The organism is Micromonospora sp. NPDC050795 (assembly GCF_044456785.1).
Lineage (GTDB): Bacteria > Actinomycetota > Actinomycetes > Mycobacteriales > Micromonosporaceae > Micromonospora.
In genome coordinates, this window is record NZ_JBITGE010000005.1 from 139,280 (window position 1) to 153,232 (window position 13,953).

General features: G+C 70.4%; 17 protein-coding genes. 8 read left to right on the plus strand and 9 right to left on the minus strand.

Translation table 11 applies throughout. The features are described from left to right. Nucleotides 1-2: 2 nt before the first annotated feature. Nucleotides 3-620 (minus strand): TetR/AcrR family transcriptional regulator, encoded by a 618-nt coding sequence (locus tag ACIBEF_RS06670; protein ID WP_396791795.1) that lies wholly within the window; start codon nucleotides 618-620, stop codon nucleotides 3-5. A gap of 81 nt (nucleotides 621-701) precedes the next feature. On the opposite strand from ACIBEF_RS06670, the gene ACIBEF_RS06675 reads away from it, so the two are divergent. Further along, on the plus strand, nucleotides 702-1,130 hold the full coding sequence (locus tag ACIBEF_RS06675) for a hypothetical protein (RefSeq protein WP_355006261.1): 429 nt from the start codon (nucleotides 702-704) through the stop codon (nucleotides 1,128-1,130). A gap of 11 nt (nucleotides 1,131-1,141) precedes the next feature. Next, the gene (locus ACIBEF_RS06680; protein ID WP_396791796.1) at nucleotides 1,142-1,528 is read left to right on the plus strand and encodes a hypothetical protein; all 387 of its coding nucleotides are present in this window, start codon (nucleotides 1,142-1,144) and stop codon (nucleotides 1,526-1,528) included. A gap of 107 nt (nucleotides 1,529-1,635) precedes the next feature. On the opposite strand, the gene ACIBEF_RS06685 is transcribed toward ACIBEF_RS06680, so the two are convergent. From ACIBEF_RS06685 to ACIBEF_RS06705, 5 genes are all read right to left on the minus strand, one after another. Beyond that, nucleotides 1,636-2,583 (minus strand): hypothetical protein, encoded by a 948-nt coding sequence (locus tag ACIBEF_RS06685; RefSeq protein ID WP_396791797.1) that lies wholly within the window; start codon nucleotides 2,581-2,583, stop codon nucleotides 1,636-1,638. A gap of 155 nt (nucleotides 2,584-2,738) precedes the next feature. After that, on the minus strand, nucleotides 2,739-3,626 hold the full coding sequence (locus ACIBEF_RS06690; RefSeq protein WP_396791798.1) for a helix-turn-helix transcriptional regulator: 888 nt from the start codon (nucleotides 3,624-3,626) through the stop codon (nucleotides 2,739-2,741). 98 nt (nucleotides 3,627-3,724) lie between these two features. Further along, nucleotides 3,725-4,315: a TetR/AcrR family transcriptional regulator gene (locus ACIBEF_RS06695; protein ID WP_396791800.1), complete on the minus strand. Its 591-nt coding sequence runs from the start codon at nucleotides 4,313-4,315 to the stop codon at nucleotides 3,725-3,727. Further along, nucleotides 4,308-5,144, minus strand: a complete 837-nt coding sequence (locus tag ACIBEF_RS06700) for an alpha/beta fold hydrolase (RefSeq protein ID WP_396791802.1) — start codon at nucleotides 5,142-5,144, stop codon at nucleotides 4,308-4,310. Before ACIBEF_RS06700 ends, ACIBEF_RS06695 begins: the two co-directional genes overlap by 8 nt. A gap of 75 nt (nucleotides 5,145-5,219) precedes the next feature. Then, nucleotides 5,220-5,999 carry a hypothetical protein gene (locus ACIBEF_RS06705; protein WP_396791804.1) on the minus strand — a complete coding sequence of 260 codons (780 nt, stop codon included), beginning with the start codon at nucleotides 5,997-5,999 and terminating at the stop codon, nucleotides 5,220-5,222. 52 nt (nucleotides 6,000-6,051) lie between these two features. On the opposite strand from ACIBEF_RS06705, the gene ACIBEF_RS06710 reads away from it, so the two are divergent. Beyond that, nucleotides 6,052-6,654, plus strand: a complete 603-nt coding sequence (locus tag ACIBEF_RS06710) for a class I SAM-dependent methyltransferase (protein ID WP_396791806.1) — start codon at nucleotides 6,052-6,054, stop codon at nucleotides 6,652-6,654. Between the two features lie 80 nt (nucleotides 6,655-6,734). Here the strand turns inward: ACIBEF_RS06710 and wrbA are convergent, their stop codons facing one another. Then, nucleotides 6,735-7,343: an NAD(P)H:quinone oxidoreductase gene (gene wrbA / locus ACIBEF_RS06715; protein WP_387350143.1), complete on the minus strand. Its 609-nt coding sequence runs from the start codon at nucleotides 7,341-7,343 to the stop codon at nucleotides 6,735-6,737. Between the two features lie 373 nt (nucleotides 7,344-7,716). Between wrbA and ACIBEF_RS06720 the strand changes: the two genes are divergently transcribed. Together ACIBEF_RS06720 and ACIBEF_RS06725 are read left to right on the plus strand one after the other, a co-directional pair. Beyond that, the gene (locus ACIBEF_RS06720; RefSeq protein ID WP_396791808.1) at nucleotides 7,717-8,502 is read left to right on the plus strand and encodes an RNA-guided endonuclease InsQ/TnpB family protein; all 786 of its coding nucleotides are present in this window, start codon (nucleotides 7,717-7,719) and stop codon (nucleotides 8,500-8,502) included. Continuing rightward, nucleotides 8,478-8,969 (plus strand): RNA-guided endonuclease InsQ/TnpB family protein, encoded by a 492-nt coding sequence (locus ACIBEF_RS06725; protein ID WP_396791809.1) that lies wholly within the window; start codon nucleotides 8,478-8,480, stop codon nucleotides 8,967-8,969. The genes ACIBEF_RS06720 and ACIBEF_RS06725 overlap by 25 nt, the downstream gene beginning before the upstream one ends. Nucleotides 8,970-9,089: 120 nt before the next feature. On the opposite strand, the gene ACIBEF_RS06730 is transcribed toward ACIBEF_RS06725, so the two are convergent. Next, complete coding sequence (locus tag ACIBEF_RS06730) at nucleotides 9,090-9,803, minus strand: alpha/beta fold hydrolase (protein ID WP_396791811.1); 714 nt, start codon at nucleotides 9,801-9,803, stop codon at nucleotides 9,090-9,092. Between the two features lie 184 nt (nucleotides 9,804-9,987). On the opposite strand from ACIBEF_RS06730, the gene ACIBEF_RS06735 reads away from it, so the two are divergent. The 3 genes from ACIBEF_RS06735 to ACIBEF_RS06745 all read left to right on the plus strand — a co-directional run bounded on the left by ACIBEF_RS06735 (nucleotide 9,988) and on the right by ACIBEF_RS06745 (nucleotide 12,490). Next, nucleotides 9,988-11,226, plus strand: a complete 1,239-nt coding sequence (locus tag ACIBEF_RS06735; RefSeq protein ID WP_396791813.1) for an MFS transporter — start codon at nucleotides 9,988-9,990, stop codon at nucleotides 11,224-11,226. A 198-nt stretch (nucleotides 11,227-11,424) separates the two neighbouring features. Then, nucleotides 11,425-12,198, plus strand: coding sequence for a hypothetical protein (locus tag ACIBEF_RS06740; protein WP_396791815.1), 774 nt, complete (start codon nucleotides 11,425-11,427; stop codon nucleotides 12,196-12,198). A 154-nt stretch (nucleotides 12,199-12,352) separates the two neighbouring features. Then, nucleotides 12,353-12,490, plus strand: coding sequence for a hypothetical protein (locus ACIBEF_RS06745; protein WP_396791817.1), 138 nt, complete (start codon nucleotides 12,353-12,355; stop codon nucleotides 12,488-12,490). Nucleotides 12,491-12,895: 405 nt separating this feature from the next. Here the strand turns inward: ACIBEF_RS06745 and murQ are convergent, their stop codons facing one another. Then, a complete protein-coding gene (gene murQ / locus ACIBEF_RS06750) occupies nucleotides 12,896-13,789 on the minus strand; it encodes an N-acetylmuramic acid 6-phosphate etherase (protein ID WP_396791818.1) in 894 nt (297 codons plus the stop codon). Nucleotides 13,790-13,953: the final 164 nt, after the last annotated feature.

Here is a 13,953-nt window from a genome sequence, read left to right on the forward strand (position 1 = left end):
GCTCAGCGCAGCAGCGCCATCCGGTCGATGATGGAGTCGCGCAACTCCGGCGGCCAGGGGAACAGCGGCGCTGCCACGCGGAGCTGGGCGAATCCGTGCAGCCCGACCCAGAGCGCTGTCGCGTCGCCGAAGGGGTCGGCGCTGGTCGACCGTCCCGCCGCGACACAGTCCGCGAGCGTACGCCGCAAGACCTCGAAGGCCCCCATGCCGAGCACGGCGAGCTCGTCCGCCATGACGGGCGACCGCTCAAGGGCCTGCCCGGCGTCCCAGACGGCGCCGAACATCACCCGGTACTGATGGGGCCGGCGTTCGGCGAAGGTCAGGTAGGCCGCGCAGGTCGCGCGTAGGCGCTCGACCGGATCAGCGTCCTCTGGTGTGCCCAGTTCCTGCTCCAGGATGTCGAACGCGCGTTGCGCGACCGCGAGCAGGATCGAGTCCAGGTCCGGAAAGTGCGGATAGATCGACGGCGCGGAGATGCCGGCCTGCCGGGCGATCCCCCGCAGGGTCACGGCCTCGGGCGCTCCGCCCTCCAGGAGCGTCATCGCGGCGTCGACGATCTCGTCGCGCAGTTGGGCACCTTCGCCGCGCTTGTTGCGGGCCCGCGTTCTCGGTGTGGTCACCCCTTGACTTTACAGGCGTTAGGCGAGCGCGTAAGTTAACGGCTGTAAGTTGACGGACGTTTCCTCAAGAAGGAGCCTCTCATGACCACAGCGACCGCTACCCGAATCGACACCGCCGCCCCCACCCACCGCGCCGACCTTGCCGGCCGAGCGCTGGCCGCCCTCGCGTCTCTCGCCACCGGCGTCGCGTTCGTCAACGGCGTACTACTGACCATCAACGCCAGCGACGAGCGCCTGTTCATCGAGGGCTGGCGGGTCTCCAGCTTCGGCATCTTCGCCGCGCTCTTCGCCCTGCTCGCGGTCAGGCCGCGCCAGGCGGCCGGCGTCTGGGAGATCGTGCTCGCCGGCAAGGCCGCCCTCGTCGTGTTCGGCGCGCTGATCGGAGACGTTCCGGAGGCCCGCCTGTCGGCCGTCATCGACTTCGGGCTCGTCGCCGTCGTCGCCGCCGCGTACGTGCTGTGCCGCGGCTGGTTGGCATGGCGTCCCGCAACCACCAACCCGACCCGATGACGGAGACGACAATGCCCTCCACCTCGCCCTCGCGCCGCGTCGACCGGACCGTCACCATCTCGATCTGGGCGGTCCCGGTCCTGGTCGTCGGACAGTTCGCCATGCTGGCCATCGTCCCGGTCGTCCTCGCGCTGACCGTCAGCCTGCGGCACGCCCACCTACGCCGACTACGTCGCTGGACCATCGCTCTCGCCACCGCCTACGCCACTCCGCTGATCCTCTGGGCCATCGGGCCCGACCGCGCCCCGAGCCTGTCCAAGGACATGCACCCGGTCCTCGCCGCACTGATCGTGGTGGCCGCGCTGGCCGCGGCAACTGCCCTCCACCTCGGAAGGCGGCGTCCGAGCAGGCCCGACGGCTCGTCGAACGAGCGGCCGCACTCCCGGGCCGCGCCGTGACCGATCCGCTTCTCCCCTCGCGAGCGGAAGCGCCGGATCGCCCGTCGCCGTCACCCGACGGCGGCGGGCGATCCGAGCGCTCGGCAACTGCCCTGGCGGGTGGTGGGTCAGCGAAGCGGCAGCGTGGCCAGCGCCAGGTTGGGGTCGACGCCGGTGGTGTACGCGGCACTGAGCACGTAGACGGTGCGGCCGCGCACGGCCACCGAGGTCGGGTTCTGCAACCCGTCTGCCGCGGTCATCAACGTCCGGGAACGGCCGTCCGCGTCGATGCTCACCACAGTGTTCGGTCCGTTCAGCGTGGCGATGACCGTGTGGTCGCCGGCATCGACGAAAGCGAAGTCGTCGATGCCGACCAGTCCGGCCGCCGTCACCCGGACCGGCCCGGGTCGGCCGTGCCGCAACGGAATGCGCAGCAGCGTGCCCTGGTCGAGGTTGGTCGCCCAGACCGCGCCCGCTCGTACCTTGATGCCGTTGGCACCGAGGAAACCCGCCGCGGCGAGCTCGGATGCCGAGGACCACACCTCGGTGCGACCGCCTTGCAGGGGAACTGTCGAGATCGTGCCGAGCACCGAGTCCGTGAGGTAGAACCTCTTCGTCCCCATGTCGAACGCCAGGCCGTTGGGGAGGCCGTCGGCCGGCAGGGCCGCGATGCGGTGCGGCGACCGGCCGGGGCGCAGCCGGTACAGGCCCGTGGTGGCGGCGTCGCCGCTCGCGTAGAGGAAATAGATGGTGCTGTCAGCCATCCGGACAATGCCCGTGGTCAGCGCGAACCCGAGCACCGGCGTGTTGACGCCGCCGTCGGCCGGGGCCGGCAGGGTTGCCAGGACCCGTGTCCCGCCGGACGGGGTGACCGCGGCGACCTGTCGGGCGGCCGCGAAGGTGACATAGGCGGTCCCGTCCGGGCCGAGCGCGACGTTCTCCGGCAACTGCCCCTTCGCCAGGTCGAAGTGGACCGCGATCCGCGCGGGCACCGGCGCGGCCGACGCTCGGGTCGGCCCGACGCTGAGCGCCCGGGTGGTCGCGGCCGGTGCGGCGCTTGACGGCACGACCGTCACGACACCGAACCCCGCTGCTGCGACAGCGACTGCGAGGGTCATTGTTCTCTTGCGCATTTCTGTCCTTACTCACGGTGTTGTTGGTGGGCTTGAGCAGGGCGCGACGGGTCCGGCGCTCCTTGCGGAGCACCTCGTGTCGAGCCGAGGGGAGGGCGCTATCCGCGCCTGACGAGCGGCTGTGAAGCACCGGCACGGGTGGTGACGGCGCCGTGCACGAGCAACGTCATCGCGGCGTGGGATGCCGAGCCGGGTTCGGTGGTGGCGACGATTACGGTCTGGCCGGTGTCGGTGCGCAGGGCCTGCTGTGTCACGTCCATCGCGCCGACCAGCGGGTGACACATCTGGTAGACGGTGTCGCCGCCGGCCTTCACCCGGTGGTCGGCCCACATGGCGGCGAACTGCGGACTCCGCACTGTCAACTCACCGACCAGCGCGGCCATCAGCGGGTCGTCCGGGTGCTGCCCGGAAGCCATCCGCAGCGTCGCCACCACCGCGCGCGCCTTGGCGGGCCAGTCCGCGTACAGATCACGGGTGTGCGCGTCCAGGAACACCAGCCGTGCCATGTTCGGCCGCTGGTTCGGCCACTCCGGGATCTCCGGGTTCAGGTGACCGGCGAAAAGGGCGTGTCCGGCGGTGTTCCAGGCCAGCACGTCGGCGCGGCGACCGAGCACCACCACCGGTACGTCACCAAGCGTCGCCACGAGCTGGCGTAGCGCCGGGCTCACTCGCTCTGCGGCCGGGCGACGTACGGCAGGCCGGCGGCGGGTTCCGGCCGCCAACTCGCCCAGGTGGCGGCGTTCGGCGTCGTCGAGTCGCAGTGCCCGGGCGAGCGCGTCGAGCACCTCGGGTGAGGCGTTCACGGCCTGCCCCTGCTCCAGCCGGGTGTAGTACGAAACGCTGACCCCGGCCAGCAGCGCCAACTCCTCCCGGCGCAGCCCTCGAACCCGTCGCCGCTCACCGTACGTCGCCACGCCGGTGTCCTCCGGCCGCAGCTGGGAGCGCCGGGCCTGGAGGAAGTCGCCGAGCTGTCCTCTCGCGTTCATGACTCGAAGTATTGCGAGCCCCGCCGGCCCCAACCACTCCCTGCCAGGGGTAGGCACCGCCCGGCGAGGCGGCCCGTACGCATCGAGGCGACCCGGTGTCAGTTCGCGACGTCGCTGCTACTGACGGCGCCGACGCGAAGACCCTGATCGATGAAGCTGACCAGCCAGTTGAAGCTCTCGTCGACGGACGCGTCGATCTGGAACCCGCCGGCCACCTCCAGGGTGGCGAACCCGTGCAGGACGCTACGCAGCGTCCGCATGGCGTGGATCACCTGGCCGGGGTCGAGGTCGTACCCGCTCAGCATGGCCGCCCATGAGGCGAGCACCCGCTCGCTGGCCGGGATGAACGGGTCGTCCGGGCCGGTCGGGCGGGCGGCGTTGCTGGCCGCGTACCGGCCGGGGTGTTCCCGCACGAACGTCCGCATCGCCTGCGCTCCGGCGGCGAGGGCTTCACTGCCGGAGCGGCCCTGGATGGCGTCACGGAGGGCATCGCCGGCCTGGGTCATCCCCAGGATGGCGATCCGGTGTGCCAGGTCGGCCTGGCTGGCGACGTGCTTGTAGAGCGAGGGGGTCTTGATTCCCAGCCGTTCGGCGAGCAGACCCATGCTGAGGTTGTCGAAGCCGACCTCGTCGACCAGCGCGGCTGCGGCTTCGGTGACCGATGCCGGGGTGAGCCGCGCCTTAGGCACTGGTCAGCGTCCGGGCGAGGAAGGGCCGGGCCAGCGCGAGGACCTCGTCGGGCGTCTGGACGTGCGGGTAGTGGCCCGCGCCCTCGATGACAGCCAGCTCGCCGAGCCCTCGCGGCAGGTCGGCGAGGATGCGCTCACCTTCGGCCCGTGGGTCGGCCCAGTCCGGGTCGGCGCTGCCCTGGATCACCAGGACCGGGCAGGTGACGTTCGGCAGTTGCCGACCGGCGTCGGCCGGGCTGCTCTTGGCCATGGACTGGAGGGCCTTCATCCGGCCGGGCTCACTCATCTTGGCCTCGATGCGCGCCAGCTCACCGTGCCAGTCGGCGGGCTTGGTGGGGATCGCCACGTCGAGGTACCTGCGCCAGTTCGCCACGCTGCCCCGCACGAGCACCTGCGCCAACTGGAGGTAGCCGGCGCGGAAGCGCTTCACCCGCACCAGCCCACCCAGGTCGAAGGACTGCGCGCGGGTGAACGGTGCCAGCTCGATGATGCCGGTGATCAGCTCGGGGGCGGTGGCGGCCGCGATGGTCGCAGCGCCGCCGCTGATCGACTGGCCGATGATCACGGCCGGGCCTCCGAGGTGGCGCACGACGGCGACGAGATCACCCGCGATGTCGGTGCGGCTGTAGCCGTCCCAGCCGAGACTGGAGTCGCCGCAACCACGGATGTCGACGGTGGCGACCCGGTATCCGGCCGCGGCGAGGGCCGGCGCGACGAACCGGTAGGAGTGCCGACTGTCGCCCATGCCGTGCGCCAGGACGACAAGTGGGCCCTGCCCGGTCACCTCGTACGCGAGGGTGTTGCCGGCGATGTTCAGGTATTCGGTCATGACGTCCTCCACCAAGCTAACGTTATTAGCTAAAGGCTAACCGCATTAGCCGTGATAGGCAAGTGTCGGTCGCCGCTACTTCCCTCCGCCCATGCCGAGCTGGGGATAGAGGGCATCGGGGGCGGCTGCCGCCCCGGGCGGCCGAGCGACAGTGACTGCCGTACCGAAGTCGCTGTAGCGCAGGGACGCGTTCGGCAACCCGTTGGCCTCCGGGATCAGGAAGGTGACCAGCCGACCCTCGGTGTCCAGCGTCGCCCGGAAAGCGTGGCTGCGCGCGCCGTCCGGGAAGACGCCACCGGGAGGGGGTTGGAAGCTGATCCCGTTACCGGGGGCAACCCGGGCTACGTCGAGCGTCCCGGTGATCTGCGGGCCGTCCGCTCGTGCGGTGACGATCGCGTCGATCAGGCGGCCCGAGCCGCCGGAGTCGTTCTTGCCCGGTGCGAAGCTCAGGGCGAAGTCCGACGGCATCCGGGCCGGGTCGAGGACCATCCATCCGTGGCCGACGCCGCGCAGCAGATCGGTCCTCATGTAGACCTCGTCGTCGATCATCCGGATCTCGATGTCCCCACCCGGCGCCGAAACCTCTGCGGTCGAGCGCTTGTGGACGTTGTCGGTGCGCGACAGCGTCGTGATCTGGCTGGCGATGTCGACGTCGCTGCGATAACTCGTCTGATTGACGAATGCCGTGCCCGCCCGCAGCAGGCCGATCGCCTCGGCCGTCGCGGTGGCATCGGCGCTGGCGGTCGACACCGGGGCGGATTCAGGTCTGGGTTCGCTCTCCGTCGGCGCGCCGACGGAACAACCAAGCAGGAGCAAGCCCGCAGAAATGCCGGCCAGTGTGGCTCGACGTGTCATGCCCGTCACGGTAGGCCGACCTGGCAAGGCGGTTGACCCGTATAGTTCCGCGATGGAAACGGACACGGTGCGACAGGCTTACACGTCCGTCGCGGAGCTCTACATCGAGCTGTTCGGCACGAGCCAGCAGGTGGACGCCGACGACCTCGCTCTCATCCGGCGACACCTGGGCAGCCGACCCGGCCGGGTGCTCGATCTGGGGTGCGGGCCTGGCCACCTCACCGGATACCTTTGTGAGTTGGGCGTCGACGCGGCGGGGATCGACCTGGTTCCCGAGTTCATCGCCCATGCGCGGGCGGCCCACCCGGGCGTCGAGTTCCACCTCGGCTCGATGGAACACCTCGATATCGCCGAGGACTCCGTCGACGGCGTCCTCGCCTGGTACTCGTTGATCCATCTTCCGCCGCCCGAGTTCGACGGCATGCTCAAGGAGTTCCGGAGGGTGCTGGTCCCGGCCGGGCGGTTGGTCCTGGGCGTCTTCGACGCCGAGGAGGTCGGCACCTTCGACCACAAGGTCCTGACCGCCTACCGCTGGCCGGTCGACGAGATCTCCGAACGACTTGGCCGGGCCGGTTTCCGCGAGGTGGAACGCCTCCGGCGGCCCGCCACCGACGAGCATCGGTCGCTTGCCGCCATCGCGGCGATCGCGGTGTGAGGACGCCGAGGGCCGGCCTCCCGTCCTGGGAGACCGGCCCTCGCCCAGCTGACCACCCGAATTCGGGCGGACGTCAGCACTCAGGCGTTGAGCTTCCCGGCGATCGTGACGACCCGCTCGGCCATGTGGTCGAGCGCGGCGAACTGGGCGTCGCCCAGCGGGGCGTCGTTGCTGCCGCCGGTGACGTGCGAGACGCCGTACGGGTTGCCGTCGGCGAACTTCAGCGGGTCGGTGTAACCCGGGGCGACGACCAGACCCCCGAAGTGGTGGATGGTGTTGTAGAGCGCGAGAAGAGTCGACTCCTGGCCGCCGTGCGCGGTCATGGAGGCGGTGAAGCCGGCGTACACCTTGTTGGCGAGCTGGCCCTGCGCCCACTGCGGACCGAGGGTGTCGAGGAACTGCTTGAGCTGGCTGGCCACGTTGCCGTAGCGGGTGGGCGTGCCGAACAGCACCGCGTCCGCCCAGACGACGTCGTCGGCGGTCGCCTTCGCCTCGTCCTTGGTGGCGTCGAAGTGCTGGCTCCAGGCGGCGTTGGAGGCGATGGCCTCGGCCGGGGCGAGCTCCGGAACCTGACGCAGACGCACCTCGGCGCCAGCCTTCTCGCCAGCCTCGGCGAGGCGCTTGGCCATCGCGTGCAGAGTGCCGGTGGACGAGTAGTAGATGACGGAGAGCTTGGTCATCGGAGGCATCCTTCCCAGAAAGTAGTTGCCGCTGGTAAATTTGCGGCCGCAACAATTTCGACCTTAGCAGCCTCCTCGCGGCGGTCCCAACCTCCTGACCATGCCCACCTGCGTGACGGAGCACACCAGGAGACGGGCTCAGGCCGGTGAAGAGTGTGCCCAGCGCCTCTGCGCCAGGGGTTCTCGTGTAGGTGAGTGAGATGTCGATCGCTGAATACGTCGTGCCGGTATTTCGTGAGAACCAAGTCAGCATGCAGGGCGGAAACGCAGTGTCTGCCAGTGCGAACGTCCCCCAAATCGGCCGTATAGCAATCGCAGACTGTGGTGGTGCAGCTTCAGGTACAACTACCGCGTCTATCCGACGTCGGGCCAGCAGGAAGCGTTGGCGCGGGCGTTCGGGTGCGCGCGGGTGGTGTTCAACGATGGGCTGCGCGCACGTCAGCAGGCGCGGGAGGCTGGCCTGGCCTATGTGACGGACGCCGAACTGTCCCGAAGGGTCACGGCGGCGAAGCTTACTCCGGAGCGTGCGTGGCTGGGTGAGGTGTCGTCGGTGGTGTTGCAGCAGGCCCTCGCGGACCTGAACACCGCCTATCGCAACTTCTTCGCCTCAGTGTCTGGCAAGCGCAAGGGCCGCAGGGTGGCTGCGCCTCGGTTCCGGTCGCGCAAGGACAACCGGCAGGCGATCCGGTTCACGACCAACGCCCGGTTCAAAGTGCTGGACAACGGACGGCTCAGGCTGCCGAAGATCGGCGACGTGCAGGTGCGCTGGTCGCGGACGCTACCCGCCATGCCGACATCGGTGACGGTGATCCGGGACGCGGCGGGTCGGTACTTCGCGTCGTTCGTCGTGCAGACCACCGACGAGGCGCTGCCGTCGGCCGCGTCCGAGGTGGGTATCGACCTGGGCCTGACGCACTTCGCGGTCATGTCCGACGGCACAAAGGTGACCGCGCCGAAGTTCCTGCGTCGCGCGGCACGCAAGCTGAAACGGTTGCAGCAGAACCTGTCGCGCAAGCAGCGTGGCAGTCGCAACCGTAAGAAGGCCGTTGTGAAGCTCGCCCGTGCTCATGCGAGGGTGACCGACACACGGCGGGACTGGCAGCACAAGCTGTCCACGGCGATCATCCGCGACAACCAAGGGCGGTGTACGTCGAGGACCTGTGCGTGACCGGGCTCGGCCGCACACGGCTGGCGAAGTCGGTGCACGACGCCGGGTGGACGCAGTTCACGACCATGCTGGAGTACAAGGCCGCCCGGTTCGGACGCACCTTCGGCCGGGTGGACCGGTTCTTCCCGTCCACCCGCATGTGCTCGGACTGCGGCCGGGTCAACGACAAGATGGCGCTGAATGTTCGTGTGTGGGTCTGCCCATGTGGCAGTCACCACGACCGGGACGTGAACGCCGCCAGGAACATCAGGGCCGCCGGACGGGCGGACCTCAACGACCGTGGAGCGCAGATAAGACGGGCAACCCTGCCGGCACCGCGCAGCGAAACGGTAACCCATCGGGAGCTAGCCCCTTCGGGGATGCAGCAGACCGGAATCTTCGCCCTTCAGGGCGCAGAGGACGTCAATGGTTCCGCGTCTGGGACCACGTCCGGGCCCAGTCGCCGCTTCGGAAGGCTCCGAAGGTGACCGCCGAAGGTCGCCGTGACTTTCGGCGGCACCACCCGGGTGGTCGCCCTCCATAGTGGTGCGGCCGTCGTCGAGCTGCCGACCGGCGGGCTGCCCACCACTGGCTGTCCGTCCGAACCGTCAGCTCACGCCCCGAACCGCCTCGATGATCGTCTCGGCGACCTCACTCGGCCGGGCCACCGCCATCGCGTGCGACCCGCCGACGACCTCGCGCTGCCCCCGGGGGTTGGCCCGCTCGGCCATGAAGCGATGCGCCTCGGCGGGGATGTTCTTGTCGGCGTCGCCGAACACGAACCAACTGGGCAGCGATCGCCAGGCGGGGTCGCCGGTGAGCTTGTCGCCCAGGCCCTGTTCGGTGATCGGCCGCTGGGTTCGGGCCATCAGCGCGGCCATGTCGTCCGACGCGTCCGCGCAGAACTGGGCGTGGTACTGCTCCTGGCCGATCGCCACCTCGTTCCCACCGGTCGACACCGGGTACTGCACCAGCGTGTCGGCGAGGGTGCTGCCGGGGAACTTCGCGGACAGCGTCAACGCCGACTCACCGGTGTCCGGGGCGAAGGCGTTGACGTACACGAGAGCCCGCACCGAGGTGTCTCCGGCTGCGGCCTGCGTGATCACCATGCCGCCGTACGAGTGGCCGACGAGGACGACCGGACCGCCGATCCCCCGCACGACATCCTGCACGTACGCGGCGTCGCCCGCCACGCTACGCAGCGGGTTCGCGACGGCCACCGAGTCGTACCCGGCGCCCAGCCGCTCGAGCACACCGTTCCAGCTCGCCGACTCGGCGAATGCGCCGTGCACGAGCACGAGCGTGGGCTGTGGATCAGGCATGACAGGTGCCCCCTCACTCCGTGAAGCTGTTACCGCAGGTCGCACTGGTACGCCTGGATACCCGTCACGCGAGTGTGAAACGTCGGGTCCGAGCGGCTCGCCGATGGCCTCGTCCGCCCGCCAACGACCACCCGGATACACGGGGTCGCCCGCCCGCACGCCGGACCGTATAGTGAGTTCCATTATGGGACTTACTACCTTCTGGCGGTGGTGGGTGGCCGGCACGACCAGCCACCTCGGCTCGGCGGTGGGCGCGGTGGCGCTGCCGCTCACCGCGCTGACCGTGCTCGACGCGTCGGCCTTCGAGATGGGTCTGATCACGGCGGCGGGCTATCTGGCGTACCTTCTGATCAGCCTGCCGGCGGGCGTGATCGTGCAGCGCGTGCCGCTGCGCGGCATGCAGGTCGCCCTGGATCTGGTCCGGGCCCTCTCCATCGCGTCGGTCCCGCTGGCCTGGTGGTTCGACATGCTGACGGTGGCCCAGCTGATCGCTGTCGCCCTGGTGGTGAGCTTCGCCAACGTGCTGTTCGACGTGGCGAACCAGACGTTCCTGCCGGAGATCGTGCCGGCCGCGCAGTTGCAGGCCCGAAACAGCCTCACCTCCGGCACGCACGCCGCCACCGCGCTGGGCGGGCCGTCCCTGGGCGGTCTCGCGGTGCAGGTGCTGGGTGCGGTGCCGACGCTGTTCGTGGACGCCGTCAGCTATGTGCTCTCCGCCGTGTTGCTACGCACCCTTCCGGCCCGGCGGGTGCAGCGACCGGCAGAGCGGCCGCCGATGGTCACGATGATCCGTGAGGGCTGGCACTTCGTGCTCCGGCACCCGATCATCGGACCGGCCATGTGGGACGCCACCGCGACGAACTTCGTCAACGGCGCCATGCTGGCCCTCTTCCCGTTCTACCTGGTGCGGGAGCTGCACGCGTCGCCGTTCATGGTCGGGCTGCTGCTCGCCGCCGACGGCCTCGGCGCGCTCATCGGCGCGGCGATGACGACCCGGTTCACCGATCGGTTCGGCACCGCACGCGGCCTGATCGTCGCGGCCTTCGTCGGCGTGGTCGGCGCGCTCATCATCCCGCTGGGCACCGGCGTCGCCGCGTTCCTGGCCTTCGCCGTCGGGAACCTCATCTTCTCAAGTTCCAATGTGGTGCTCAGCGTGACCACCCGTACGTACCGGATGATCGCCAGCCCGCCGGAGCTGCTGTCCCGGGTGATCGCCACGGTCAAGTTCGTCTCCTGGGGTGCCATCCCGGTCGGCGGCCTGCTCGCCGGCATCCTGGCCGGGCCCCTCGGCGCCCGTACCACCCTGCTGATCTTCGGGGCGCTCACCGTGCTGTCCCCGATCATCTACCTGTCGACGCCGATCCGGCGACTGCGTGACCTGCCGCTCGACGCCACGCCGACACCCACCGAGGCACGGGTGTGAACCATCCCGATGCGCTCCCGATCTGCCCACATCGCTCACCGGATATCGACAGGAGGTGTAGCCCTCGATCCTCCGGGGCAAGAACCCGCCCATGGCGGGAACGGCAGGGTGCGCAGGTCATCCGCACGGCCAGCAGCACCCGACCCCTGATCCGGGGCAGGTAGGGCTGGCGATCCCACTGACGGCAGTCTGCGGCTGATGCGGCTGAGGCACAGCCTCCCCCCGGTGGCGCTCGGCGCGGTGGCGCTCGGCGCGGCTCTGGGTGCCGACCCCGCCCACGCCGACACCCCGTCGCCGTCACGGCTTCCCCTGGTGGGGGTCGCCACCTCGCCGGAGGCCATCAAGGTTTCGGTGGCCGACGTGGTCGAGGTGGATCTGACCGTCCCCCTGCCCCTGCCGACCGCTGTCGTCTCCCTGCCGGTGCCTCTACCGTCGCCGGACCCGCTGCCCCTGCCCTCGGATGTTCCGGTGCCGACACCGTCGACCGGCCCCTCCACCGCCCGGCCAAGTCGGCCGGCTGGCACCCCCTCGTCGTCGCCCAAGGCCACACCGGCACCGTCCACCTCGGAGTCCCCGAAGGCGCGGGCCGACTCGCGGCCACCGCCGAGACCGCAGACGCGCGTGCCGGTGACGGTGTCCCGGGGCGGCGCGGACGGCGCGTCCGACGGCGAGGCGTCGAGGCAGGCGAGGAAGACGGTGGCCGCCGTCACCGGACAGCGGCCCAACCCGCCCGCCCGGCCCGCACCGGGGCCACCGGCGTTCGTACTGGCGCTCGCGTCCGCACCGACCGGCGTCGGTGCCGGCGGCGCCGATCCACCCACCTCGACGGCCGAGGCTCCGCCGCCCACCTCGCCTCTGCGCGCAGGGCCCACGGTCACCGCCGTCGACAAGCGCGCTACCAGCCGACCCGTCGAGCGAGGCCCTCCTCCGCCCCGACAACTCCTGATCACCCACTCGCGTCCACGACGTTGATCAGGAGAGGTTCATGGAAATCGCCGTTATCTGGATCCCCGCCGACATCGAGCCGTCGGAGCCCGTCGTCGCGAGGTGTCTCAGCCACCTCCGCCGACACTCCTACCGATTCGCAGGAGTCTTGCGGGCCCCCTGGGAGACCATCGAGCAGTCGATGATCGACGAAGAGGTGGATGTCGTCGTCATCGCCGACTTCGGCCACCTGCCGCCGGACCGGTCCCCCCGGATCGAGCTGGCCACCGCGCCCGACGTCGACGAGGGCCGAACGGTTCCGGATTCACCGCTCGACTGACACCACGAAGCGCCCCGTCCGCTGCGGACGGGGCGCTTCGTCGGCCTGACGAGAGCGCCGCCCCGGCACAAGCCGCTGCGCGCGCCTGGACACGGTTCGGTCAGAATGTCGGGCGGCGGCGTCCTGGTGCCAACACCGCAACGGGTAGGGAGCAGACCCATCGGCAACTCCGACACGATCACGCTGTGGCGGCCACCGGGCAGGCCGAGCTCGACCTCGTGGCGGCGGCCGGCTGGCGGGCCTGGCCGCCACGACGGGTGGGAGGACGCCGTCCAGCTGGCCGACGATGTCCGCCAGCTCATCGACCGCGTCGAGGCGGGCACGTTCGCATTCGATCTGGAGACCTGACCTCCGACCGGGTGACGAGCACCTGACCGGATCAGGGCGCCGCCGCGGACCCGAGGGTCAGGCCGCGACGGCCGCCCGTACGTCGTCGTCGGCGGCGCGCAGCCGAGCGGCGGCCTCCTCGGCGGTGCAGTTCGCCAGCAGCAGCACGATGGCCGTCTTGGCGTGCCCGTGCGCCGCCGCGAGCGCCCGCGCGGCGGTGTCGAGATCGGTGTCGGCGGCGTCGGCGACGATCCGGCGCGCGCGGTCGACGAGCTTCTCGTTGGTGGCGTTCATGTCCACCATCAGATTGCCGTAGACCTTGCCGAGCCGGGCCATCGTGGCCGTCGAGAGCATGTTGCAGACCAGCTTCTCGGCGGTGCCGGCCTTGAGCCGGGTGGAGCCGGTCAGCACCTCGGGCCCGGTGGGCACCTCGATGGCGACGTCGGCGTGCCGGCTGGTCACCGCGTCGGTGTTGCAGGCCACCGAGACGGTCGCCGCGCCAAGCGCGCGGGCATGATCCAACCCACCGACCACGTACGGGGTACGGCCGCTGGCGGCGAGCCCGACCACCGTGTCACGGGCGGTCAGGCCGACGGCGTCGAGGTCGGAGACGGCGCGGGTCGGGTCGTCCTCAGCGCCCTCGACGGCGACACCGAAGGCTCGTGCCCCGCCGGCGAGCAGACCGACGACCCGCTCGGGCGTCGTACCGAAGGTGGGTGGGATCTCGACGGCGTCGAGCATGCCGATCCGGCCGCTGGTGCCCGCGCCGAGGTAGATCAGCCGTCCGCCCTGACGGAGCGAGGCCACGATGACGTCGACGGCGGCGGCGATGTCCGGCACGGCCCGGCGGACGGCGGCGGCGACGGTCTGGTCCTCGTCGTTCATCGCGAGAAGCAACTCGGTGGGAGACATCCGGTCGAGGTCGCCGGTCTTGTCGTTGCGGGTCTCGGTGCCGAGGGTGCTGAGGTCCACGGGGTGCTCGTTCCTCTCGCTGGTGTGCAGTCGCCGGCCGGCGGGGAGAGGGCTCCGGCGGCGGCTCGTCGTCGAGCGCGTCTCGCGACCCGCCGCCGCGGCCAGGCCGAGGGCGCAGCTGCGAACAGTCCCCGTATCAGCAGGCTGAAACCACAGCGTAACCA